The organism is Pseudomonas sp. (assembly GCF_033723075.1).
GTDB lineage: Bacteria > Pseudomonadota > Gammaproteobacteria > Pseudomonadales > Pseudomonadaceae > Aquipseudomonas.
In genome coordinates this window covers 99,936-122,776 of record NZ_JAWVXU010000013.1, presented here as the reverse complement: position 1 = coordinate 122,776, position 22,841 = coordinate 99,936, and the positions used below count along the sequence as shown (strand labels likewise).

17 protein-coding genes are annotated in these 22,841 nt (G+C 62.9%); 7 read left to right on the top strand and 10 right to left on the bottom strand.

Going from position 1 to position 22,841, the window contains the following annotated elements:
* The first annotated feature begins 54 nt into the window (after positions 1-54).
* The gene (locus R3355_RS16380) at positions 55-1,920 is read left to right on the top strand and encodes a DEAD/DEAH box helicase (RefSeq protein WP_318962116.1); all 1,866 of its coding nucleotides are present in this window, start codon (positions 55-57) and stop codon (positions 1,918-1,920) included.
* 135 nt (positions 1,921-2,055) lie between these two features.
* Here the strand turns inward: R3355_RS16380 and R3355_RS16375 are convergent, their stop codons facing one another.
* On the bottom strand, positions 2,056-2,634 hold the full coding sequence (locus R3355_RS16375) for a YceI family protein (protein WP_318962115.1): 579 nt from the start codon (positions 2,632-2,634) through the stop codon (positions 2,056-2,058).
* 64 nt (positions 2,635-2,698) lie between these two features.
* Complete coding sequence (locus R3355_RS16370) at positions 2,699-3,244, bottom strand: cytochrome b (RefSeq protein WP_318962114.1); 546 nt, start codon at positions 3,242-3,244, stop codon at positions 2,699-2,701.
* A gap of 456 nt (positions 3,245-3,700) precedes the next feature.
* On the opposite strand from R3355_RS16370, the gene R3355_RS16365 reads away from it, so the two are divergent.
* Both R3355_RS16365 and R3355_RS16360 read left to right on the top strand, forming a co-directional pair.
* Complete coding sequence (locus tag R3355_RS16365; RefSeq protein WP_318947623.1) at positions 3,701-5,107, top strand: adenosylmethionine--8-amino-7-oxononanoate transaminase; 1,407 nt, start codon at positions 3,701-3,703, stop codon at positions 5,105-5,107.
* 140 nt (positions 5,108-5,247) lie between these two features.
* Positions 5,248-5,967 (top strand): 16S rRNA (uracil(1498)-N(3))-methyltransferase, encoded by a 720-nt coding sequence (locus R3355_RS16360; protein WP_318962113.1) that lies wholly within the window; start codon positions 5,248-5,250, stop codon positions 5,965-5,967.
* A 269-nt stretch (positions 5,968-6,236) separates the two neighbouring features.
* Here R3355_RS16360 and R3355_RS16355 read toward each other — a convergent pair whose 3' ends face one another.
* From R3355_RS16355 to pilG, 8 genes are all read right to left on the bottom strand, one after another.
* Positions 6,237-6,707 carry a chemotaxis protein CheW gene (locus R3355_RS16355; RefSeq protein WP_318947621.1) on the bottom strand — a complete coding sequence of 157 codons (471 nt, stop codon included), beginning with the start codon at positions 6,705-6,707 and terminating at the stop codon, positions 6,237-6,239.
* 7 nt (positions 6,708-6,714) lie between these two features.
* Complete coding sequence (locus tag R3355_RS16350; protein WP_318962112.1) at positions 6,715-7,776, bottom strand: chemotaxis protein CheB; 1,062 nt, start codon at positions 7,774-7,776, stop codon at positions 6,715-6,717.
* A complete protein-coding gene (locus R3355_RS16345; RefSeq protein ID WP_318962148.1) occupies positions 7,773-15,074 on the bottom strand; it encodes an Hpt domain-containing protein in 7,302 nt (2,433 codons plus the stop codon). Before R3355_RS16345 ends, R3355_RS16350 begins: the two co-directional genes overlap by 4 nt.
* Positions 15,075-15,093: 19 nt before the next feature.
* Positions 15,094-15,951, bottom strand: coding sequence for a CheR family methyltransferase (locus R3355_RS16340; RefSeq protein WP_318962111.1), 858 nt, complete (start codon positions 15,949-15,951; stop codon positions 15,094-15,096).
* A gap of 68 nt (positions 15,952-16,019) precedes the next feature.
* A complete protein-coding gene (locus R3355_RS16335; protein ID WP_318962110.1) occupies positions 16,020-18,068 on the bottom strand; it encodes a methyl-accepting chemotaxis protein in 2,049 nt (682 codons plus the stop codon).
* 84 nt (positions 18,069-18,152) lie between these two features.
* Positions 18,153-18,689 carry a chemotaxis protein CheW gene (locus tag R3355_RS16330; RefSeq protein ID WP_318962109.1) on the bottom strand — a complete coding sequence of 179 codons (537 nt, stop codon included), beginning with the start codon at positions 18,687-18,689 and terminating at the stop codon, positions 18,153-18,155.
* A 41-nt stretch (positions 18,690-18,730) separates the two neighbouring features.
* A complete protein-coding gene (gene pilH, locus R3355_RS16325) occupies positions 18,731-19,096 on the bottom strand; it encodes a twitching motility response regulator PilH (protein ID WP_318947616.1) in 366 nt (121 codons plus the stop codon).
* Positions 19,097-19,143: 47 nt separating this feature from the next.
* A complete protein-coding gene (gene pilG, locus R3355_RS16320) occupies positions 19,144-19,551 on the bottom strand; it encodes a twitching motility response regulator PilG (protein ID WP_079203716.1) in 408 nt (135 codons plus the stop codon).
* A gap of 244 nt (positions 19,552-19,795) precedes the next feature.
* Between pilG and gshB the strand changes: the two genes are divergently transcribed.
* From gshB to ruvX, 4 genes are all read left to right on the top strand, one after another.
* On the top strand, positions 19,796-20,758 hold the full coding sequence (gene gshB / locus R3355_RS16315; protein ID WP_318962108.1) for a glutathione synthase: 963 nt from the start codon (positions 19,796-19,798) through the stop codon (positions 20,756-20,758).
* A gap of 87 nt (positions 20,759-20,845) precedes the next feature.
* Positions 20,846-21,742: an energy transducer TonB gene (locus R3355_RS16310; RefSeq protein WP_318962107.1), complete on the top strand. Its 897-nt coding sequence runs from the start codon at positions 20,846-20,848 to the stop codon at positions 21,740-21,742.
* Between the two features lie 84 nt (positions 21,743-21,826).
* Positions 21,827-22,396, top strand: coding sequence for a YqgE/AlgH family protein (locus tag R3355_RS16305; protein WP_318962106.1), 570 nt, complete (start codon positions 21,827-21,829; stop codon positions 22,394-22,396).
* Entirely contained in the window at positions 22,396-22,833 is a 438-nt protein-coding gene (ruvX, locus tag R3355_RS16300; protein ID WP_318947612.1) for a Holliday junction resolvase RuvX, read from the top strand. Before R3355_RS16305 ends, ruvX begins: the two co-directional genes overlap by 1 nt.
* Positions 22,834-22,841: the final 8 nt, after the last annotated feature.

The following is a 22,841-nucleotide window of genomic DNA, read 5'->3' as shown; positions in this document are numbered from 1 at the left end:
TCAAGTCAGGCAATACACCCCATAGGGCCTCGCCCTCACTAGACAGGATTACTCATGTCCTTTGCCTCCCTCGGTCTCTCCGAGGCTTTAGTCCGCGCCATCGAGGCAGCGGGCTACACCCAGCCCACCCCAGTGCAACAGCGGGCCATTCCCGCCGTGTTGCAAGGCCGCGACCTGATGGTTGCCGCCCAGACCGGGACGGGTAAAACCGGCGGCTTCGCCTTGCCGATCCTCGAACTGCTGTTCCCCAACGGTCATCCGGATCGCGAGCACCGTCACGGCCCGAAACAACCGCGCGTACTGGTGTTGACCCCCACCCGCGAACTGGCTGCCCAGGTCCACCAGAGCTTCAAGGTCTATGCCCGTGACCTGAAATTCGTCAGCACCTGCATCTTCGGCGGCGTCGGCATGAACCCCCAGGTGCAAGCCATGGCCAAGGGCGTCGACGTCCTGGTGGCCTGCCCCGGCCGTCTGCTCGACCTGGCCGGCCAGCGCGCCGTGGATTTGTCCCACGTGGAAATCCTGGTGCTGGACGAAGCCGACCGCATGCTCGACATGGGCTTCGTGCATGACGTGAAGAAGGTCCTCGCACGCCTGCCGAGCAAACGGCAGAACCTGCTGTTCTCGGCGACCTTCTCCAAGGACATCACCGACCTCGCCGGCAAGCTGCTGCATAACCCCGAGCGCATCGAGGTCACGCCGCCGAACACCACGGTCGAGCGCATCGAACAGCGCGTGTACCGCCTGCAGGCCAGCCACAAGCGCGCCCTGCTCGCCCACCTGATCAGCGCCGGCGCCTGGGAACAGGTGCTGGTGTTCACCCGCACCAAGCACGGTGCCAACCGCCTGGCCGAGTACCTTGACAAGCACGGCCTGGCGTCCGTGGCGATCCATGGCAACAAGAGCCAGAATGCCCGCACCAAGGCCCTGGCCGACTTCAAGGCCGGTAACGTACGGATCATGGTCGCCACCGACATCGCCGCCCGCGGCCTGGACATCGACCAGTTGCCCCATGTGGTCAACTTCGAATTGCCGAATATCGAGGAAGACTACGTCCACCGCATCGGTCGCACGGGCCGCGCCGGCCGTAGCGGTGAGGCGATCTCGCTGGTCGCGCCCGATGAAGAAAAACTGCTCAAGGGCATCGAGCGGATGACCAAGCAGAAGATCGCCGACGGCGACCTGCTCGGTTTCGACGCCAGCACGGTCGAGGCCGAGCGCCCGGAAGTGCGCGAGCCGCAGAAACCACGCCAGCCCCGCGGTGCCAAGCCCGCAGGCGAACGCCACGGCGGCGGTCGCAAGGACAAGGGCAAGGACAGCGGCAAGGCCAAGCCTCAGGCCGCCCGTTCGCAGCAGCCACGCACGGCGCAGACCGGTCGCGCCGCCGCGCCGGCAGTACCTGCCCTGCCGCCGGATAGGGCACCGGATGAATTCCGCGACGACGAAATCGATAACTTCGGTAATCGGGCCGACTATGTCAGTCCGAACCAGAACAACAAGCAGCAGAACCGTGGCCGTCGGCCCGGTGCGCCTGCAGCAGCAAGCGGCCCCAGCGCCAGCAATGGCGTCGGCCAAGCTCCACGCCCAGCCAGCAAAGGTCCACGCAGCAATTCGGCCGGCAGTGCTGCTGGCGGTCGCCGTCAGGGCTCCGGCAGTGCTGGCGGTGCTGGCGGCCAGGGCCGCAATGGCGCCGGCCGTGCGCGGCCACCGCGTGACACCCGCACCACCTCGCTTAATCGCGACGAGCTGCCACGCCAGGAAGCGGCAGTGAAAAGCCCACGCGATAAGCAGCCGGTAATCGTGCACAAGGGTTCGCGGCTCGACCGCTTCCCGACGCCCGAGCAGCTCGACGAATTGGCCAACAACAGCCGACCGAGAACTGAGAAGCCCGCCCTGCTGACGCGCAATCGCGAAGAGTGATTGTCAGCTAAGCGCATACGAAAACGCCGCCCCCAGGGGCGGCGTTTTCGTTTTAGATCGCAGGCTGGGCTGGGCCAGGCGAAGCCCAACACGGCCGGGTATCGCAGCGCCTAGCCTACGCCGCCCGCCCCATCCTTACTTGCGCACGCCTTCTACCGAGATGATCAGCTCGACTTCCGAGGACGCCGGGCCGAGATCCTTCTCGATGGCGAAATCTTTCAGCTTGAGCATGGTGCTGCCGGCAAACCCGGCGCGGTAACCGCCCCACGGATCATCGCCCTGACCAATGAACGTGGCGGCGATCACCACCGGTTTGGTCACGCCATTGAGTGTCAGGTTGCCGGTGATGTCGGCCGTGCCTTCGCCGGTGGACTTCACCGACGTGGACTCGAAGGTCGCCGTCGGATGTTCGCTGACGTTGAGGAAATCGCCGCTGCGGATGTGCTTGTCGCGCTCGGCATTATTGGTGTCGACGCTCTGAGTCTTGAGGGTGACATTGACCTTGCTGGCTTCCGGGTTCTTGTCGTCGAAGCTGAAGCCTCCATCGAACTCCTTGAAAGTGCCGTACAGCCAGCTGTAGCCCAGGTGGCTGATCTTGAAATTGACGAAAGCGTGCTGCCCTTCAGTGTCGATGACGTAATCGGCGGCCGTGGCATGGCCAGCGCCGAGCAGAGCGGAACCGAGAGCCAGGGCGGCGAGGGTTTTCTTCAACATGGGCGTTCTCCTTGTGAGGTTGGGTAAATCGGCACGCGGGTCATTCCACGCACCAGAAAGGCAGTCAGCGACCAAACATGCGAGTCAGCGTGCGGTCACGGTCGACAAAGTGATGTTTCAGGGCGGCCAGGGCGTGGATACCGGCAAAAATCACCAGGGCCCAACTGAGGTATTCATGCACCAGGCCGGCCACATCTTCCTGATTGGGGATGCTGGTGATGGTCGCCGGCACCTCGAACAGACCGAATACCCCGATACCCCGGCCGTCGGCGGTGGAAATCAGATAGCCGGACACCATCAACACGAACAAGCCCAGATAGAGAAAGGCGTGACCGAACCGGGCGCCCAGGCGGGTTAGCCGATCATGGCTGGGCAAGCTGACCGGCGGCGGACTGAGCAGGCGCCAGAGCATGCGCCCGAGCATCACCACGAACAGCAGGATGCCAATGCTCTTGTGCAGGTCCGGCGCGGTTTTATACCAGCTGCTGTAGTAGTCCAGGCCAACCATCCAGTAACCCAGACCAAACAGGCCAAAGACCACCACCGCCACCAGCCAATGCAAGGCAATGCTGATCAAGCCGTAATGTGAGGGAGTGTTGCGCCACTGCATCGGTAAGGCTCCGCACAGAAAGTTCGCTAAAAAAATGATCAGGCAAGGGTAGCCGTAAATCTATCGATTAAAAGCGGAATTTTTCGCTTTGAAATATCGAGAAATACGATGTGTAAACCTGGAATTTTTCCCCGATGGAATTGGTTGGCCCGACCTGCCGGAAGTTCAGTAAATGCCTACCAGCGGTATCCCGGCGCGGATAATCGGCGCTACCGCGATCACCGCTCCGGCCGGCCGTGGCGCCCATGAGCAGGCAGGCATCTGATAGGCTTGGCGCAGATGATCAAGAGAGCCGAGGGTCTGTTCCCGTTTCATCGCGAACCGCGTTGCAGCGAGAAATGGCCCCCGGTTAGGCGCAGGACGCAGGTAATGCGTCGCTCCCTTGCCAAGTCCTGCAACAACAGCGGGGGCCATGTCCCGCGCAGCCCTGCGAATTGAAACGGGAACAGACCCTAGATGAGCCTGAACGACCACTGGATGCAGCGCGACCTGAATGTGCTCTGGCATCCCTGTACCCAGATGAAAGACCACGAACAACTGCCCCTGGTGCCGATCAAACGCGGTGAAGGGGTATGGCTGGAAGACTTCGACGGCAAGCGCTACATCGACGCGGTCAGCTCCTGGTGGGTCAATGTGTTCGGCCACGCCAACCCGCGGATCAACCAGCGCATCAAGGACCAGGTCGACCAACTGGAACACGTGATCCTCGCCGGCTTCAGCCATCAGCCGGTGATCGAGCTGTCCGAGCGCCTGGTCAAGCTGACCCCGGCCGGACTCGACCGGGTGTTCTATGCAGACAACGGCTCATCCTGTATCGAAGTTGCGCTGAAGATGAGCTTTCACTACTGGCTGAACGTCGGCAAGCCCGAGAAGAAGCGCTTCGTCACCCTGACCAACAGCTACCACGGCGAAACCATCGCGGCCATGTCGGTTGGCGATGTCGCGCTGTTCACCGACACCTACAAGGCGCTGTTGCTGGACACCATCAAGGTGCCCAGCCCGGACTGCTATTTGCGCCCCGACGGCATGAGCTGGGAAGCCCACTCGCGGGCCATGTTCGCCCACATGGAACAGACCCTGGCCGAGCACGGCCATGAGGTGGCGGCGGTGATCGTCGAGCCGTTGATCCAGGGCGCCGGCGGTATGCGCATGTACCACCCGGTCTACCTCAGGCTGCTGCGCGAGGCCTGCGACCGCTATGGCGTGCACCTGATCCACGACGAGATCGCCGTCGGCTTCGGTCGCACCGGAACCATGTTCGCCTGCGAGCAGGCCGGCATCCGCCCGGACTTCCTCTGCCTGTCCAAGGCCCTGACCGGCGGCTACCTGCCGCTGGCCGCCTGCCTGACCACCGACACCATCTACCAGGCGTTCTACGACGACTACAACACCCTGCGTGCCTTTCTCCATTCGCACAGCTACACCGGCAATCCGCTGGCCTGTGCCGCGGCGCTGGCGACCCTGGACATCTTCGAGCAGGACAACGTCATCGAGGCCAACAAGGCCCTGGCCGCGCGCATGGCCAGCGCCACCGCGCACCTGGTCGATCACCCGCACGTTGCCGAGGTGCGCCAGACCGGCATGGCCCTGGCCATCGAAATGGTCCAGGACAAGGCGAGCAAGACCGCCTACCCCTGGCAGGAACGGCGCGGCCTCAAGGTTTACCAGCATGCCCTGCAACGGGGCGCCCTGCTGCGCCCGCTGGGCAGCGTGGTGTATTTCCTGCCGCCCTACGTGATCACCGAGGAGCAGATCGATTTCCTCGCCGAGGTCGCCAGCGAAGGCATCGATATCGCCACGCGCAACTCGGTCAGCGTGGCCGTGGGCAATACCCAGTATCCGGACTTTCGCGATCCGGGTTGACGACATGAGTCGTGGACGCTTCACCCATCCACCATTGCGATATTGCGGTGGATGAAAAGAGCGTCATCCACCCTACGGAAACCGGTGCGCACAGCGCACCCTACGGCTAGAATTTGCGCCTTTGCTTCAGGTTCGCCCCTATGCGCCTATCCCGCTTCTTTATCGACGCCCCGCTCTCTCTCGGCCAGCATCAGTTGCCGGAAACCCAGGCCCACTACATCGGCCGCGTGCTGCGCCATGCGGCCGGCGATGCCGTGCAATTGTTCGACGGCAGCGGCAACGAGTTTCTCGGCGAACTGATTGAAGTCGGAAAGAAGAACGTGCGCGTCGAATTGCGTGAAACCTTCGCCGGTCTGGCCGAATCGCCGCTGCATATCCACCTGGGCCAGGGCCTGTCGCGCGGCGAGCGGATGGACTGGGCGATCCAGAAGGCCAGCGAACTGGGGGCCAATGCCATCACCCCGATTGTCAGCGAGCGCTGCGAGGTGCGCCTGAAGGACGAGCGTGCCGACAAGCGCATGGCCCATTGGCGCCAGGTGGCGATCAGTGCCTGCGAACAATGCGGCCGCTCGGTGATTCCGCTCATTCACCCGCCGCTCGGCCTGAGCGACTGGCTCGGCCAGGTCGAGGCGGAGTTGAAACTGGTGCTGCATCCGGTTGCCGAGCCACTGGCCAGTCACGGCAAACCGCAATCGCTGGCCTTTCTGATCGGCCCGGAAGGCGGCCTGGCGGATGCCGAAGTGACGCAAGCAAAAAATGCCGGCTTCAACGCCGCACGCCTGGGACCACGGGTACTGCGCACGGAAACCGCACCGGTGGTGGCGCTGAGCGTCGCGCAGCAGCTGTGGGGGGACTTCTAAAAACTGCTCACAGGGCGTTGTTAACCCAGGATCAGCAACGCAGGTAGTTTTTCAACAGCCCGTGGCGCAGCGGCAGCCCGCCGGAGCTGTGTCGTACTGGTGATCGACGGCGCACTGCCTGGTCCGGGCGGCGGTCCGATCGGAGCGCAGCGACAACCCGCCAGCTGTTGTGTCACACCGATAAACCAATGGTGCACTGCCTGCGGCGAGTGGCACCCTAAGGACGGCTCGAGGTGATGGGACGCAGTAGGCGAGTTTTTCACTCTTTCTCAGATCAACCCGGCATCCGCCAGCTTCTGCTCCAGGCCGATCAGATCGGGAATCTTCAGCACATCCTCGCCAATCACCACTGCGTCCAGCTCCAGCGGTGACAGCGGCACATCGGCGCGCAGCAGTTCGGTACCGACCTTCACCGAGCGCGGGATACCCTGGACCAGCAAGGCGATGAACTTGACCTTGGCACGCCCGCCCAGGGCGTTGATGATCGCCACGCGCGCGGCGGAACCGACCTGCGCCTGACCACCGGAGGCCGCCTCGAACGACAACAGCGGCAGGCTCAGGTCACGCCAAGCAACCTGACCGAGAAACCAGGCCGGCATTCCAGGACTGACTTGCGGCGTACGATAGGCAACCAGTTCGGCGACGGCTACGTTGGGCAACAACAGACTGCGGTCGGCCAGCGGCACCAACAGGGCGGTCAGGCTGTTGACGGTATTCGGGGTGGCTACGACTTGGCTCATGAAAAGGCTATGCCCCAGTTGTCTGTTGTATGGGTTGAAGCTCTTCGGCTTCACGGCATTGCTCGGCCAGATGACTGACCAGCCCTGCGGCCAGCTCTCGAGGGTCGCCGCTGAAGCTGCTGTAACCGCCCTCGCGCAGGCTCTCCGGCATGCTCGGGCAGACGCAACTGTCGCCACGCTGGGTCCAGATGGCCCCACCCTGACGCCGCACATACGCGGCCGCCGCAGAGCCGTCACTGCCCATGCCACTGAACGCAATGACGCCGCAAAGCCCGGCAAAATGCTGGGCAAGATTGAGCATCATCTGATCGATCGACGGACTGTAGGGTTCTGGCCAGGCGCGCTCGCTGATCTGCATGGCGCCTTCGTCGCTGAAACCCAGCTCACGACTGATCGGCACCACCACCACCTCGCCACAACGTAGCGCATCGCCGTGACGCGCCGGATTGACGCGCCATTGGCTATGCCGACCAACCGCCTGCGGCAGCGCCGACTCGAAACTGGGGTCGATATGCTGGGCATAGACGAAAGCCACCGGCAAACCGCCAGGCAGGGCGTCGAGGAACGCCTTGACCGCCGCCGGACCGCCGAGTGAGGCGGCCAGCAACCAGACCTGTCGCGCCGGCTCCCCGACCACCAGCGGCGTATCCGCGAGCACCTGGGGCAAGTCCAGACGCGCTGGCCGCTGCGCCTCGGCCAGTAACGCCTGCAGGCTGGGCCCAACCGCTTGCGAGGGGTCGCCGATCAGCTTCTTCAGCTTGCCAAACAGACGACGCTCCCAACGCGGATAATTTTCCGAATGCCGTTCCGGGGCATGTCCTTCGCCAAACAGAATAGGCGCGCTGGCGTTTTCCATCAGGTCGTCGACCAGCGGAAGATCCTCGGACTGGGCCAGGTCGACCAGCCACAGATCGGTCTCGCAGGCTGCCAGGGTCGCCTCGTCCAGACGCGCCGGATCGCTATTGAGTACTACCTGATAGCCACTTCCGGCCAACGCCTGTTGCAGCACATGGCGCTGCAGGGCAGTGTCGGCAATGACCGCAATGCGTGCCACGCTGTTCTCCGTCATGTTGGCGTACCCGGACGGCGATCAGTCGGGCCGCGATCGGTCGGGCGGCGATCCACCAGCTTGGCAATGCTCTCGAGCAATAACGACTCCTGATAGGGTTTGCCGAGGTATTCGTTGACCCCGATGGCCAGCGCTCGCTCGCGGTGTTTCTCACCGGTACGCGAGGTAATCATGATGATCGGCAGGTCTTTCAGGTGCTCATCGTGACGCACCAGGGTCGCCACTTCGAAACCGTCCATGCGCGGCATTTCGATGTCCAGCAACATGATGTCGGGCTTGTGTTCCTGCAACTGGGAAATGGCGTCAACGCCGTCCTTGGCCGTCAATACGTTCATGCCGTTACGCTCGAGCAGACGGCTGGTGACCTTGCGTACGGTGACCGAGTCGTCCACTACCATGACCAGGGTCGGCCGATCCGCTTCGATTTCCGCGGCGCTCGCCGTGTGGCCGACCATGCGCGGGTGCAGTTGATTGAGCAGATGCGCATGCAACACGCGGATGGTGGCCAGCAGGTCGAGAATCACCACCACGCGACCGTCACCGAGAATGGTCGCCCCGGAAATGCCATGCACCCCGGCGAACTGCGGCCCGAGGCTCTTCACCACGATCTCGCGGGAACCGGCCAGGGAGTCGACCTGCACCGCCACCGCGTGTTCGCTGGAGCGCACCAGAATCACCGGTAGAGGCAGGCTCTGGCCAACCAGCTTGGGTTGCTGGCCGTTATTCAGCAGGTCGCCGAGATAACGCAACTCGTAGGCCTGACCGGCGTACTCGAAGCGCGGTGCATCCGGAGCGTAATAGGCTTCCAGCTCGTAGGGCGAAACCCGCACGATGCCTTCGATGGTGTTCAGCGGGATGGCATACAGGTCTTCGCCCGACAACACCATCAGCGCCCGGTTGACCGACACGGTGAACGGCAGGCGGATGGCGAAACGAGTTCCTTCGCCCTGCGTCGAGTCGATGCTCATGGAGCCGCCGAGTTGCTTGACCTCGGAATGCACCACGTCCATGCCGACGCCACGCCCGGAAATCTGGGTGACCGCCTCGGCGGTGGAGAAACCGGCTTCGAGGATGAACTGGAGGATTTCGTGATCGCTCAGATCCGACTCCTCGTCCATCAGACCACGCTCAATGGCCTTGCGCCGCACGGCATCGAGCCTGATCCCGCCGCCATCGTCGCTGAGGGTCAGGACGATATCGCCGCCCTCGCGGCCGAGGTTCAGGCGGATAGTGCCCTGCTCCGGCTTGCCGGCCGCGCGACGCACCTCGGCCGACTCGATGCCATGGTCGACCGCGTTGCGCAGCATATGCTCCAGCGGCGCGACAATGCGTTCGAGCACGCTACGGTCCATCTCGCCGTCGGCGTTGCCGAGGACGAACTCGACCTGCTTGCCCAGCTCGCCAGCGACCTGCCGGACGATTCGCCGCAACCGCGGGACCAGACGATCGAAGGGCACCATGCGGGTGCGCATCAAGCCTTCCTGCAGCTCGGTATTGACCCGCGCCTGTTGCAACAACAGGGTTTCCGCGTCGCGGCTGCGCATGGCCAGGGTTTCTTTCAGATCGAGCAAGTCGGAGGCCGACTCGAACAGCGCCCGCGACAGCTGCTGCAGCTGCGAGTGACGGTCCATTTCCAGCGGATCGAAATCTTCGTAACCGGCGCGCTCGGCCTCGGCCTGGTAGCGGCTGAGGATCTGCGCCTGGGTTTCGATATCCAGGCGGCGCAGCTGATCGCGCACCCGGTCGATGGTCGCTTCCATCTCGCTCAGGGTGAAACCGAAATCGCTGACCTGCTGCTCGACCCGACCGCGAAAGATCGAGGTCTCACCGGCCAGGTTGACCAGACCTTCGAGCAGTTCGGCCGGTACCTTGACCAGCTCCTGCGGAGCGCGGCGGGCGGCGGCTTCCTGCGCAGCCTCTTGGGCACGGCGAACGAACGGCAGAACTTTGGCCACCAGTTCGCGAGCCGGCAGGTCGCTGGCCGCGACTATAGGCGCCGCCAGGCCGGACACTTGTGCAACGGTCGGTGCGACAACCGCCGCACTGTCTTCCGCGGCGAGACTGGTTTGCAGGCGCTGGCGCAATTGATCGAGTTCTTTCTGCAGGCCCTCGAAACCCGATTGCACATCGAGGAACAGGCTTTCCGGCCAAGGCGCGCCTTGCAGCAGGGCCTCGCTCAGGTGTGACTCCAGGTCATGGGTCAGGTTGCCCAAGCGGTTCTGCCCGGCCAGCCGAGCGCCACCCTTGAGGGTATGCAGGACGCGCAACATGTCATCGACCGCAGCACTATCGTCGCGACGCTCGTCCCAGCGACCCATGGCCGCTTCCATCGCTTCCAGCAGTTCGTCGGCCTCTTCCAGGAAGATGTCGAGGATATCCGACTCGTCATCGTCCTGACTTTCCACTACCGCCTTGAGCTGCACGGCAGACGGCATGCTCAGTTGTTGGTCCGGGTTGGCGCGAAACAGCTTGATCGTCTCGATCAGCGCATCGCCGCTGGCTACCGTGCGTTTGCCCCGCACCGCGTCGAGCATCTCGGCCAGACGGTCGTGGCAAGCCTGGAGCAGGCCGAACAGCTCCCGGCTAGGGCGCAGGCGACCATCACCGAGGCCTTCGTAAAGAAATTCGAGTTCATGGGCGAGGTCGCCGACCTCGCGGACTTCCGCCATGCGCGCGCCACCCTTGAGGGTGTGCAGGTCGCGTTGCAGAGATTCCAGTTCGAGGCTGTTGTCGACGTCGTCCATCCAGCGCTGCAGGGCCGCGCCGGAGCTGTCGATAATGTCGAAGCCCTCCTCGAGGAAGATATCCACCAGTTCCTGATCGGGCCCGTCCTCGCGCTCAAGTGCCGCTGGTTGCACGAATGCCTCCGACGGAGGATCCAGGTCGGTCGGAACCAACTCCGCAGGCGCTGCGGCGAGAGCCGGCTGCGGCTCCTCGGCCGGCAGACTCGGCTCGATCTCGTCTTCGACTTGCGGCAACAGCGACACTGGCGGCAGCTCGCTGCCATTGTCCTCCAACTCGGCTTCGGCTTCGGCTTCGGCTTCGGCTTCGGCTTCGGGATCAGTCTCCGGGGCCGTGGCCGCGGCTGACAAGCTCTGTGCACCTCCACCCTGGCGGAAGCAACGAATCGCCTCGATCAGTTCGTCCGGCTGCTGCAACTCGGACTGGCTTTGCAGCTGCTCCAGCAACACGGCCAAGCAGTCATGGCTGTGCTGCAGCAGCGCAACGAGCGCCGGGGAATGGCTGAAGCGCCGATCCACCAGGCCTTCGTACAAGGACTCCAGCTCATGGGCGAGGTCGCCAATCGGACGGATTTCGGCCATCCGTGCGCCGCCCTTGAGGGTGTGCAAATCACGTTGCAGGGACGATAGCGCGGCCTTGCTGTCCGGTTCGGCACGCCAGCGCTGCAACGCCTGACCTGCACTCTCCAGAATGTCGACGGCTTCCTCGAGAAAGATCTCGACCATTTCGGCGTCGAGCGCCTCATTACTCAGCGCCTCATTAGGGGATGACGGCGCAGCAGGTGCCGACTCGGTCATGAAGACGGCGTCTTCATCGACCTGCACCTCGGCTTCCGTTGCAACCTCGCCCTCACTTTCGCCCGGCCAACGGGCGTGCTCGAGCGCCGCGGTGGCGGCATCCAGTTCGACGATATCCAGCCCCGCCTGACCTTCCGCGGACAACAGTGCCAGCGCACGCGGATCCAGCGCCTCAGCGAGCAGGCTGCGCAACGCCTCGACCCGCGCAGGCTCGGCACTGACCTGCAAACCGGCGGCGACCTGATCCATCATGCTGATCAGTGCTTCATGCGCCTGTTCGGCCTCGCTGAAGAAGCGCTCGCTGACCGCCAGGCTGCCTTCTTCCACCGCCCCATAAAGGTCGAGCAGGGCTTCACAGAGTTCATCGATCTGCGGCAATTCGGCCATTTCCGCGCCGCGCCCCAGGGTCGTCAGCTCGTCGAGCAGGGCACTCAGTTCCTGACGCTCGGACGGGTGCTCACGCCAGCGCTGCAGCAAAGCCTCGGCATCCAGCAGGATATCCATGCCCTCGGCGAGGAAGATGCCGATCAGCTGCGGGTCGCGGGTCTCGCCCTGCTCGCTCTGGCGACTGCTTTGCGCGGCGGCGAGGCGATCCTGATGCAGTTTGTGCGCACGTTCGAGGAATTCCGGGGCCCCGGGCAGAGGCGCCAGAGGCTGAGTCTCCAGTTGCTCCAGGCCCAGACGAAACAGTTTCTCGGCGCTGCTCAACAATTCGGCTTCGGCCAGATCCATGGGGACCAGGTTGCTTTTGAACTCCTTGACCATTTTTTCCAGCGGCGCAGCTATCTCCGCTATCGGCAGAATCCCGGCCATGTAGGCACTGCCCTTGAGGGTGTGCAAGGCACGCTGCAGGTCGTCGGTGACCGGCTGCGGCAATACCTGAGCACAATCGGCAATAAAGCCGACCAGGGTATCGAGGTGGGTTTCCGCCTCGTTACGGAAAATCTCCAACAGCTGCGGATCGAGGGGCTCGCCATTGAGCGCTTCGGCCTGTTCATCGACTGCCGTTGCGACCTCGGCTTCACCCGCAAGCGGGGCTGGCGGGGCAACCGGGGCATCGGCTGCTGCCAGGCTCCGGCCTTTCGCCAGCGCATGCGCGGTGGCGGCCAGCAGGTCGACATCGTCACGCTGACGCTGGGCCTTGGCGGAGAACTCATCGACCAGTGTCGGCATTAGCGCAACCACGTCGGCCACTACCTGCAGCACCTCGGCAGTCGGTTGAATGCTGCGATCGAGCACTCGATTGAGCAGGTTCTCGATCGACCAACCCAACTCGCCGATGACCAGCGCCCGAACCATGCGGCCACTGCCCTTGAGGGTGTGGAAGGCCCGGCGGATTTCGATCAAGGCGTCCGTGTTGCCCGTGTCGGCACACCATTGCGGGAGAAACTCGCCGATGGTTTCCAGCACTTCGCCGGCTTCTTCGACAAAAACCTCCATCAATTCTTCGTCGACCGGCTCCTCATCGGCCGGCGGTGGCAGCAAACTGGGCGGCACATCGCTGGCCGGCGGATTGATCGCCTGCAACGGCGCGGCCATGACATCGGCCAGCGACAACGGCTTGTCGGCCACCGGGGCCGGCTCATCGACGATCACCGGCGCGCCCGGCAGTTCAACCTCGGGCACACCCAGCGACGCCAGTTCCGCTTCATCCCAAGCGGCAGGGCTGTCCAGCTCGTCGAGACTCAGCTCTTCGAGCGGCATGCCGTCCAATTGCATGGCATCGCTGCTGGAGGCAGACAACGGCACTTGTGGCTCTTCGCTGAGGTCGAGGGTCGACAAGGATTCGAGTGCCGACGACTCGAACGCCAGCGCATCGGTTGCCAGCGGATCCAGGCTCCAGCCGTCATCCTCAAGCGGCTGTTCGGCCGCGGCCGCAACGGCGCCGAGCTCGGCGCTCGGCGCCTCGGGCGACGCGGATTCGACCTGCGCCTGCGGTTGCTCGGCCAGCGGATCAATCGGGTCACGAGGTGCAGTCGGCTCATCGGCCAGCACTTCGATGTCATCCAGAGGGTTGGCAAGCGGTGCAAACCCTGAATGCAGTGGTGCCACCGGATCGAGGATCGAGGGTTTTTCTTTCAGGGGATAGCCGAGACTTTCCAGACTTTCCTCGGCCACATCGAGAATCAGGTCGCCCTGGCTGCCATGGTCTTCGGCCAGGCGCTCGAGGTAGTACTCGACGCTGGTGATGGCATCGGCCAAGGTGTCCAGGCTCTGCCAGTTCGGCACGGCCTTGCGCGCCAGCAGCTGCTCCTCGATGTAGCGATTGCAGGCGGTGAGCAGCTCCGCGGCACGCGCCAGCGGAATCATGGCCAGGCCGCCACGCACCTGGGTCAGCAGCGCCGGCACACGCGCCAGGTGCTCGTGATTCCACTGCGAGGCGATGAATTCGATGATCGCGTCCTTGGCCTGTTCCAGACCATTGCGCGCCTCCTTGATCACCAGCTGGTGAATCTGCGCCACATCGGTCGTGGGCAGATGGCTCTCTTCGCGGCCACCGTCGGCGACCGGGCCGACCATGCCCGCCAGGGTCGCTTCGACGTACAGCAGCGCGCCGGCAACGTCCATCAGCACGGCATCGCTCGGCTTCTGCCGGCCAAGGGCCAGGCCGTGAACCACGTCGATCTGGTCGAGGATGACTTTGCGTGGCTGGCCGAAACCGAGCACGGCCAGGGTGTCGGCAATCTGCTTGAGCGGCGCCAGCAGGCTATCCAGCTCGGCCACCTGATTACGGTCGCTGCGCACGAACAGGTCGAGACTGTCCTTGACCCGCACCAGCTCCTCACACAGCGCGCCGACCACCGAGCGCATGGCGTCGCGATCCGGGCCGGCCAAACGGGCCCGCTCCTCATCGACGATATCGGTGTCCGGTAACGCCTCGTCAAGGCGGAACTGTTCCTTCAAGGCACTGATGCGCGGTGACTGCGCCGGCGCCTTGGCCACGTAGAACAACAGATTCTTGGTCAGCTCATCGGCGGCAGGCTGGTTGATCCCGTCGGCACCCTGTTCGAGCAGACGTTTGAGCTCTTTATCGACCTCGCGCAGCAGAGTGCGTACCGACGGACTATTGGCCACGCCACCGCAGGCCAGACCTTCGACCAGACCCGAGGCGATCTGCCACAACGGGCCAAGCGGCGCGTCTTTGCACAGCGTTTCGAGACGGCCGAAAACCCGCGCCATATAGCCCAGATTGGTCGGCAGATCCTGATTGCGAATCACCCCGACCAGGGCCACTTGCAACATCTGCCGCAGCTTGCGCAGCAATACCGGTAGCTCCGCGGTACGCAACTCGCCCAGGGAGTCGGCAGACAAGGCCGGCGCACGCACGGACATGTCCGGGGAAAACAGGCTGGTTTCCGAGAGCAGTTTCTCGCCGCGGGCAGTGCGCAGGTCGTTGAGCAGCGGCAACACCACCATGGGCAGGTCGCGGCGAGCGGTCTGGACCCGGTCGAGGTAGACCGGCAGCTGCAGGATGGCCTGCATCAGCACCTCCAGGGCTTCTCCCTGGTTGGCCACGCGACCGTCCATCAACGCCTGGGCCAGATGCTCCATTTCTTCGGCGAGCAAGGCAGCGCCGTAGAACTCCACCATTTGCAGAGTGCCGTGTACCTGGTGCACATAGGTCAGGCAGAAGCGCATGCGCGTCGAATCCTGCGGATTCTCGACGTACGCCTCCAGGGCTTGGCGCGCCTGTTTCAGGGTTTCCGCGATTTCGCCTTTGACCCATTCCAGGGCGACATAATCGTGCCGATCCCCCATAGCCACTCCACTCATAAACCTATCCCTTGCGGGTAAACGCCAGCACTCGCTCATCGGCAACCGGAGTCAACTCCGGATGTTGCCAACCGACCACTTCCCCCACTCCCACTACCAGCAGACCACCCGGCGCCAGACGCTCGGCCAGACGGTTGAGGATCTCGCGGCGACGCCAGCGACGAAAATAGATCAGCAAGTTCTGACAAAAAATGACGTCCATACCGGACATTGGCGCCTTGGCCAATTCCAGCACATTGAGCCTGGCGCAACACACTCGCGCCGCCAGGCTCGGTACCACCTTGAAACGCCCATCGGCCTGGGCCTCAAAGTAGCGTTGACCCAGCTCCGTATCGATTTGTTCCAGCTTGCGTGCGCCATACTGGCCATCGCGCGCCATGCTCAGCGCGTTCAGGCTGATATCGGTACCGGTCACGCCAAAGTGCTCGGGCTGTTCGCTGTCACGCAGCATTTCGGCCGCCGTGATCGCCAATGAATAAGGCTCCTCACCGCTCGAGCAACCCACACTCCAAAATTCCCAGGGACGGCTCAATCCTCGCTGCAGTCGCTCGCCCAGGTAGCGCTCGAGCACGTCGAACGATGGCTGATGACGAAAGAAACGGGTCTCCTGCACGGTCAGGCGGTCCAGCAGGGTCGACCACTCGACTGCACCGCGTGGGCCATCCGTGACCTGCCGAAAATAGCTGGCGTAATCCACCACCCCCAGCTCACGCATGCGCGCACTCAGGTTGGTCTGCAAAAATGCTCGCCGCTGCTCGCTGATCACCATGCCGGTGCGCTCTTCGAGCAACGTCTGCCAGGCGCGAAATTCGCCAGCAGACATGTCTACCACCGGCTGCAAGGCCCAGACGCTTGACTGCATGTCGTGCCTCTCGCTTATGGCCATAGGCGCTGGGCAGCGACCGGACAAGGCCGCCACCCCATGCTCGCTTATGCCTGTTCGCCGCTTTCCGGCAAGGTAAAGCCGGAAACCGACTTGCGCATCTCACTGGCCATCTTGGCCAGGTTACCAATGCTCTTGGCGGTAGCCGTGGTACCGGACGAGGTCTGCGAGGTGATCTCCTGGATCACGTTCATGGTGTTGGAGATGTGACCGGCCGAAGACGCCTGCTGGCGCGCCGCGTTGGAGATGTTCTGAATCAGGGCCGCAAGGGTCTTGGATACCTTCTCGATCTCTTCCAGTGCCACCCCGGCGTCCTGCGCCAGACGGGCACCGCGCACCACTTCGGAAGTGGTCTGTTCCATCGAGATAACCGCTTCGTTGGTGTCGGTCTGAATCGTCTTGACCAGCGCCTCGATCTGCTTGGTCGCCGCCGAGGAACGTTCCGCGAGGCGTTGTACTTCGTCCGCTACCACGGCGAAGCCGCGGCCCGCGTCACCGGCCATGGAGGCCTGGATCGCCGCGTTGAGGGCGAGGATGTTGGTCTGGTCAGCAATGTCGTTGATCAGGCTGACGATGTCACCAATCTCCTGGGACGACTCACCGAGGCGTTTGATCCGCTTCGAGGTGTCCTGAATCTGCTCACGGATGTTGTCCATGCCGGTGATGGTGTTGTGTACGACTTCGTTACCCTTGTTGGCGATGGCTACCGAACGTTCCGCTACCGCGGAGGACTCCGAGGCGTTCGCCGATACCTGGTCAATCGACACGGCCATTTCGTTGATCGCCGCCGATGCTCCGGCGATTTCCTGGGCCTGGTGCTCGGAAGCTTCGGCCAGGTGCATCGCCGTGGCCTGGGTTTCCTGGGCGGCGCCAGCGACCTGAACGGCGGTCAGGTTGATGGTCACTACCAGGTCGCGCAACTGGTCGATGGAGTAGTTGATGGAGTCGGCGATGGCGCCGGTGAAGTCTTCGGTTACGGTCGCGGCAACGGTCAAGTCACCATCGGCGAGGTCGGCGATTTCGTCGAGCAGGCGCAGAATCGCCGCCTGGTTACGCTCGTTCTTCTCGGCGGTCTCGGTGAGGCGGCGGTTGGTTTCCCGCACCATGACGATACCGATCAGGATGATCGAGCCCAACGCCAGAATACCCAGGACATAACCGGCCAGGGTGTTGATGGCGCGGCCGTCGGCCATGTCTTCGAAGCCGGCAGCCAGCTCGGAGGCTTTATCCAGCAGGGTCTGCGAAACGGTGAAAATACCGTTGGCCGACTCACGCACCTGGAACAGCTCCGGCGAAGTCTCGAGAATTTCGTCTACCGAACCGGAGACGAACTCGAACAGCTCGGAAATTTCCGCCAAGCGCTCGAGCGCTTCCGCGTCATCGACCTGGGCGATTTCCATCGCCGCGTTGCCTTCCAGCATGGCGCTCAAGACCCGACCGAACAGGCTGGCGTCACGACCGAACATGTCGGCCGCCTGCACCGAGTCCTGATCACCGGCCAGTACCTTGTTCACCGAACCGAGAATACGCTCGGCCAACAGCGACTGGCGCTGGGCCACCGAAACCTGGGCGGCCGGCGCGCCGCTTTCCAGGAGGATGTCGACCACTTCTTCGTACTCGACCTGCAGCTGCGGAATGGTTTCCGCCAGGGTTTCGGCCACCTGGTGCAGGGACAGAACCGTCTGCTCGCTGGCCAGAATGGCGTCTGTGTTCTGCCGCAGACTGTCCCAGTCCTGCTGCACGGCCGTCATCTGCACCTGCACGGCCTCTGGCGCCGAGGGCACGCCACTCTCCTGATTGCCGTCGGTCAGAGAACCCCAACGGCTCTCGAAGTCGTTGCGCGCCTCGCGCAACAGACCGAAGGCCTCGGCGGTACCGGCGGCAGCTTCGGTGGAGTTCTTGGCGATACGCTGGGACAGAACCCGCAGCTCACCGGCGTGGCCGATGTATTCCGTATCGTAGTTGGATTGCGTGTTGATGTAGGCGAAGTTGGCAAACAACAACACGATGGAGACGATCAGGACGATAAACAGCCCGGCGATCAACGTACTGCTGCGCGTACTCGCGAATAAATTGCCTGCATTGAGTTTTTTCATTATCTGGCCCCCGCCTGGACCGACCGCGCTACGGTTCCCACACCACCCCAACAGGCCGGCAAAGCCGACCCAACCGAAAAATTGTTAAAACGCAACATCGAGAAACCCCTGGTGCTGAGCCAACGCATGAGGACTGAACACCAACCAGGGTTGCTCGCGCTGGAAGACGCCATGAATGAACGGCGTTATGGCCGCTTCGAGCGGCGGTAGCTGCTCGGAAAAGGTATCCACCGGAAAATGCTGCATGCCGAACACTTCATCGACCGTCAGTCCGGCGAATACGTCCTGGTGATCGACCACCAGCACCCGCCGCTTCTTGCGCAGCGGCGATAACTCGTTGCCGAAGAAGCCGCACAAGTCCATCACCGGCAGCAGACGACCGCGCACGTTGGCCACGCCCTTGACCCAGCTTTTAACCCCGGGCAACAAGGTATGGCGCGGCTCATGCAGGACTTCCCCGACCTCGCCCATGGGCGCGACGAAAAACCGCTCGCCCATGCGAAAACCGATACCGCTCCAGGTTTGCACGGCGGCCTGCTGCAACGGCAAGCCAGCCGCCAGCAACCGACAACGCTGGTCGATATCGAAGAGAACTTGAAAAGGTGTCTGCGCGTCGGACATGCCAACCGTGGCCTTCTTCTTATTGGGTTACTGGCACGGCATCAACCGGCCAATACGGCATTCAAGGTTTTCAGCAGTGTCTCTTCGTCAACCGGCTTGGTCAGGTAGTCCTTGGCGCCTTGGCGCTTGCCCCAGACCTTGTCGGTTTCCTGATCCTTGGTGGTGACGATGATCACCGGGATGTGGCTGGTGTCGGCGTCCTTGGTCAACTGACGGGTCGCCTGGAAACCATTGAGGCCCGGCATGACGATGTCCATCAACACGACATCGGGTTTTTCCTGTCGCGCCAGGGCAACCCCGTCCGCGCCATTTTCCGCCTTGAGCACCTGATGGCCATTTTTTTCCAGCATGGCGGTCAGCTTGTACATCTCGGTCGGCGAGTCATCAACAATCAGAATTCGAGCCATGGTGTTTCCCAATACATAAAGAGGCGTCTACCGCTATCCGGCAGACGTCAGGATGCCTGTTCCACCGGGGTGAAGTTAGGGACATGGGCCTTGATCGCTCCAAGCAACTCTTCCTTGCTGAAAGGTTTGGTCAGATATTGATCGGAGCCAACGATGCGCCCCTTGGCCTTGTCGAACAAGCCGTCCTTGGAGGACAGCATGATAACCGGGGTGGATTTGAAAGCACTGTTGTTCTTGATCAAGGCACAGGTCTGATAGCCATCGAGCCGCGGCATCATGATGTCGACAAAAATAATATTTGGATGGGTATCGGCGATCTTTGCCAAGGCATCGAAACCGTCAACTGCGGTAATTACCTCGCAACCCACCTTCTTCAGCAGGGTTTCCGCGGTACGACGAATCGTTTTCGAATCGTCGATCACCATTACCCTCAAACCCTCGGAATGCTGTTCCATGTTTGCCCTACCATCGCCTCGGTGAGTCGTTATTTTTGCGTTCTAATCAGTGCGCCTGAGGCCTTATCACCGACGGGCTGCAACCCAATCGTCGGGCCTTTTTAGCACACTCTCCCCATGCAAGCTATAAGCCGCGCAGGGCCAGGGTTTTTTCCTTGACCCCCCGCCTTCCCAGCGCCACCCTGACGCCACATGCTCGTCCCGACACCCTTTTAAACTGCTGCTTTCACGGAGAAATTCCCCCATGAGCGTTCGCCTCGGCATTGTCATGGACCCCATCGCCCAGATCGCCTTCAAAAAAGACAGCTCGCTGGCCATGTTGCTTGCCGCCCAGGCGCGCGGCTGGTCGCTCTTCTATATGGAGCAGAAAGACCTTTACCAGGCCAGGGGCGAAGCACGTGCCCGCCTGTGCCCGCTCAACGTATTCAATGACCCCGAGCGCTGGTTCGAACTGGGCGCCGAGCGCGACGTCGCGCTGACCGACCTGGATGTGATCCTGATGCGCAAGGATCCACCCTTCGATAACGAATTCGTCTATTCCACCTACCTGCTGGAACAGGCCGAGCAAGCCGGGGTACTGGTGGTCAACCGCCCCCAGAGTCTGCGCGACTGCAACGAGAAGCTGTTTGCTACCCAGTTCCCCCTCTGCACGCCACCGACTCTGGTCAGTCGCCGATCCGACATTCTGCGCGAGTTTGCCAAAGAGCAACGTGACATCATTCTCAAACCCCTGGATGGTATGGGCGGATCTTCGATATTTCGTCACTGCGAGGGCGATCCCAACCTCTCGGTGATTCTCGAGACCCTAACCGCCCACGGCACACAACAAATAATGGCGCAACGTTACCTGCCGGCGATCATCGAAGGCGACAAGCGCATCCTGATGATCGATGGCGAACCCATACCTTATTGCCTGGCACGCATCCCGGCACACGGTGAAACCCGCGGCAACCTCGCCGCCGGCGGTCGTGGCGAAGCCCGCCCGCTGAACGAGCGCGACCGCGAGATTGCCGCTGCCGTCGGCCCTACCCTGCGCGAGAAAGGCCTGCTGTTCGTCGGACTGGACGTGATCGGCGATTACCTGACCGAAATCAACGTGACCAGCCCGACCTGTATCCGCGAGATAGACGCCGCGTACGACACCCGCATCGGCGAACGCCTGATGGATGCCATCGAAGGCAAGCTGCAAGCCAAGCCGAAAGCTTGACGCACGTAGCAGCTTCGAGCGTGTCGCTTGCAGCTGGCGGCCCCAAGCCGTCAGACTGCGCGGCAACCTGAGCAGACCCGAAACAGCATGAACGCAGCCACCACCCCATCCGATCTACCCGCCGCTGGCGTCCGCCCAGCGGACCGGCTGGGCTTTACCCTGTTCCTCGCCGCAGCCCTGCATGCCGCGCTGATTCTCGGCCTGGGTTTCAGCCTGGCCGAGCCCAGCCAGATCAGCAAAACCCTGGAAATCACCCTGTCGACCTTCAAGAGCGAGGAAAAGCCGAAGGAAGCCGACTTTCTCGCCCAGGACAACCAGCAGGGCAGCGGCACCCTGGAACACAAGGCGGCCCCGAAAACCACCGAGCAGGCGCTGTTCCAGGACACCCAGGTCAAGCGCGTGACGCCGCCCGCCGCCCCGCCGCAACCGGCGGTGCGCCAGGAAGCGCCGAAAGCCGCGGTAGCGACCCGCGCCCCGCAACAGCAAAAGACCCCGGTCAAGCGCGAGGCAGCCAAACCCACCGCAAAGGCCCCGCCGGCACCGGTATTCGACAGCGCGCAGCTCTCTGCGGAAATTGCCAGCCTGGAAGCCGAACTGGCCAACGACATCCAGCAGTACGCCAAACGACCGAAGATCCACCGCCTCAGCGCGGCCTCGACCATGCGCGACAAGGGTGCCTGGTACAAGGACGAGTGGCGCAAGAAGGTTGAACGGGTCGGCAACCTCAACTACCCCGACGATGCACGCCGCCAGCAGATTTACGGCAGCCTGCGCGTGCTGGTCTCGATCAACCGCGACGGCACCCTCTACGAAGTCCAGGTACTGCAGTCCTCCGGCCAGCAACTGCTTGACCAGGCTGCCCTGCGCATCGTGCGCCTGGCCGCACCCTACGCCCCGTTCACCGGTGACCTGGCCGATATCGACCGTCTGGAAATCATCCGCACCTGGCGTTTCGAACGCGGCGACCGCCTGTCGAGCAACTGAAGCGGCCAACTCACCGCGGATTTTTTCTTGCAGCTTGCAGCCTGAAGCTTGAAGCTCTTGGCTCCAGGCCTGAAACTAATGCCCATGAAAGACGCCAACCCGAGCTACCTCAAGCACCAGTTCCTGATTGCCATGCCGCACATGGCCGATCCGCATTTCACACAGTCCCTGATTTACCTGATCGAGCACAACGAGCAGGGCGCCATGGGCCTGGTGATCAACCGCCCGAACGGTCTCAGCCTGGCCGATGTGCTTGAGCAGTTGCGACCCGAAGACGAACCGCCGGTGCTCTGCCAGAACCTGCCGATCTTCTCCGGCGGCCCGGTGCAGACCGATCGAGGCTTCGTCCTGCACCCGGCCGGCCCGCAATTCCAGGCCACCCTGGAACTCGGCGAACTGGGCCTGTCCACCTCCCAGGACGTGCTGTTCGCCATTGCCGACGGCACGGGACCTGCAAAATACCTGATCACCCTCGGCTATGCCGGCTGGGATGCAGGGCAGCTGGAAACCGAGCTGACCGGCAACGCCTGGCTGACCTGCCCGGCCGACAGCGCCATCCTCTTCGACCTGCCCTTCGATCAGCGCCTGAACGCCGCCGCCGCGCGCCTGGGCGTCAACCTCAGCCTGCTCACCTCGCAAGCCGGGCACGCCTGATGGCCGAGGGTAAACCGCTGCGACTGTTGTTGGGCTTCGATTACGGCAGCAAGCAGATCGGCGTTGCGGTCGGCCAGGTAATCACCGGTCAGGCCCGCGAGCTGTGCATCCTCAAGGCTCAGAACGGCGTGCCGGACTGGCAGAAAGTCGAAGCCCTGATCAAGGAATGGCAGCCGGACGCCATAGTCGTTGGCTTACCCTTGAACATGGACGGCACGAAAAGCGAGATGAGCGACCGCGCGGAAAAATTCGCTCGGCGCCTCAACGGCCGCTTCAACCTGCCCGTGCATACCCACGACGAACGCCTGACCACCTATGAAGCCAAGGGCCAGCGCCTGCAACAGGGGCAGAACAGTGGCTATCGCGAACGCCCGGTCGACGCCCTGGCCGCCGCACTACTACTGCAAGGCTGGCTAGAAGAAAATTGTTCGGGCTGACCGCCCGC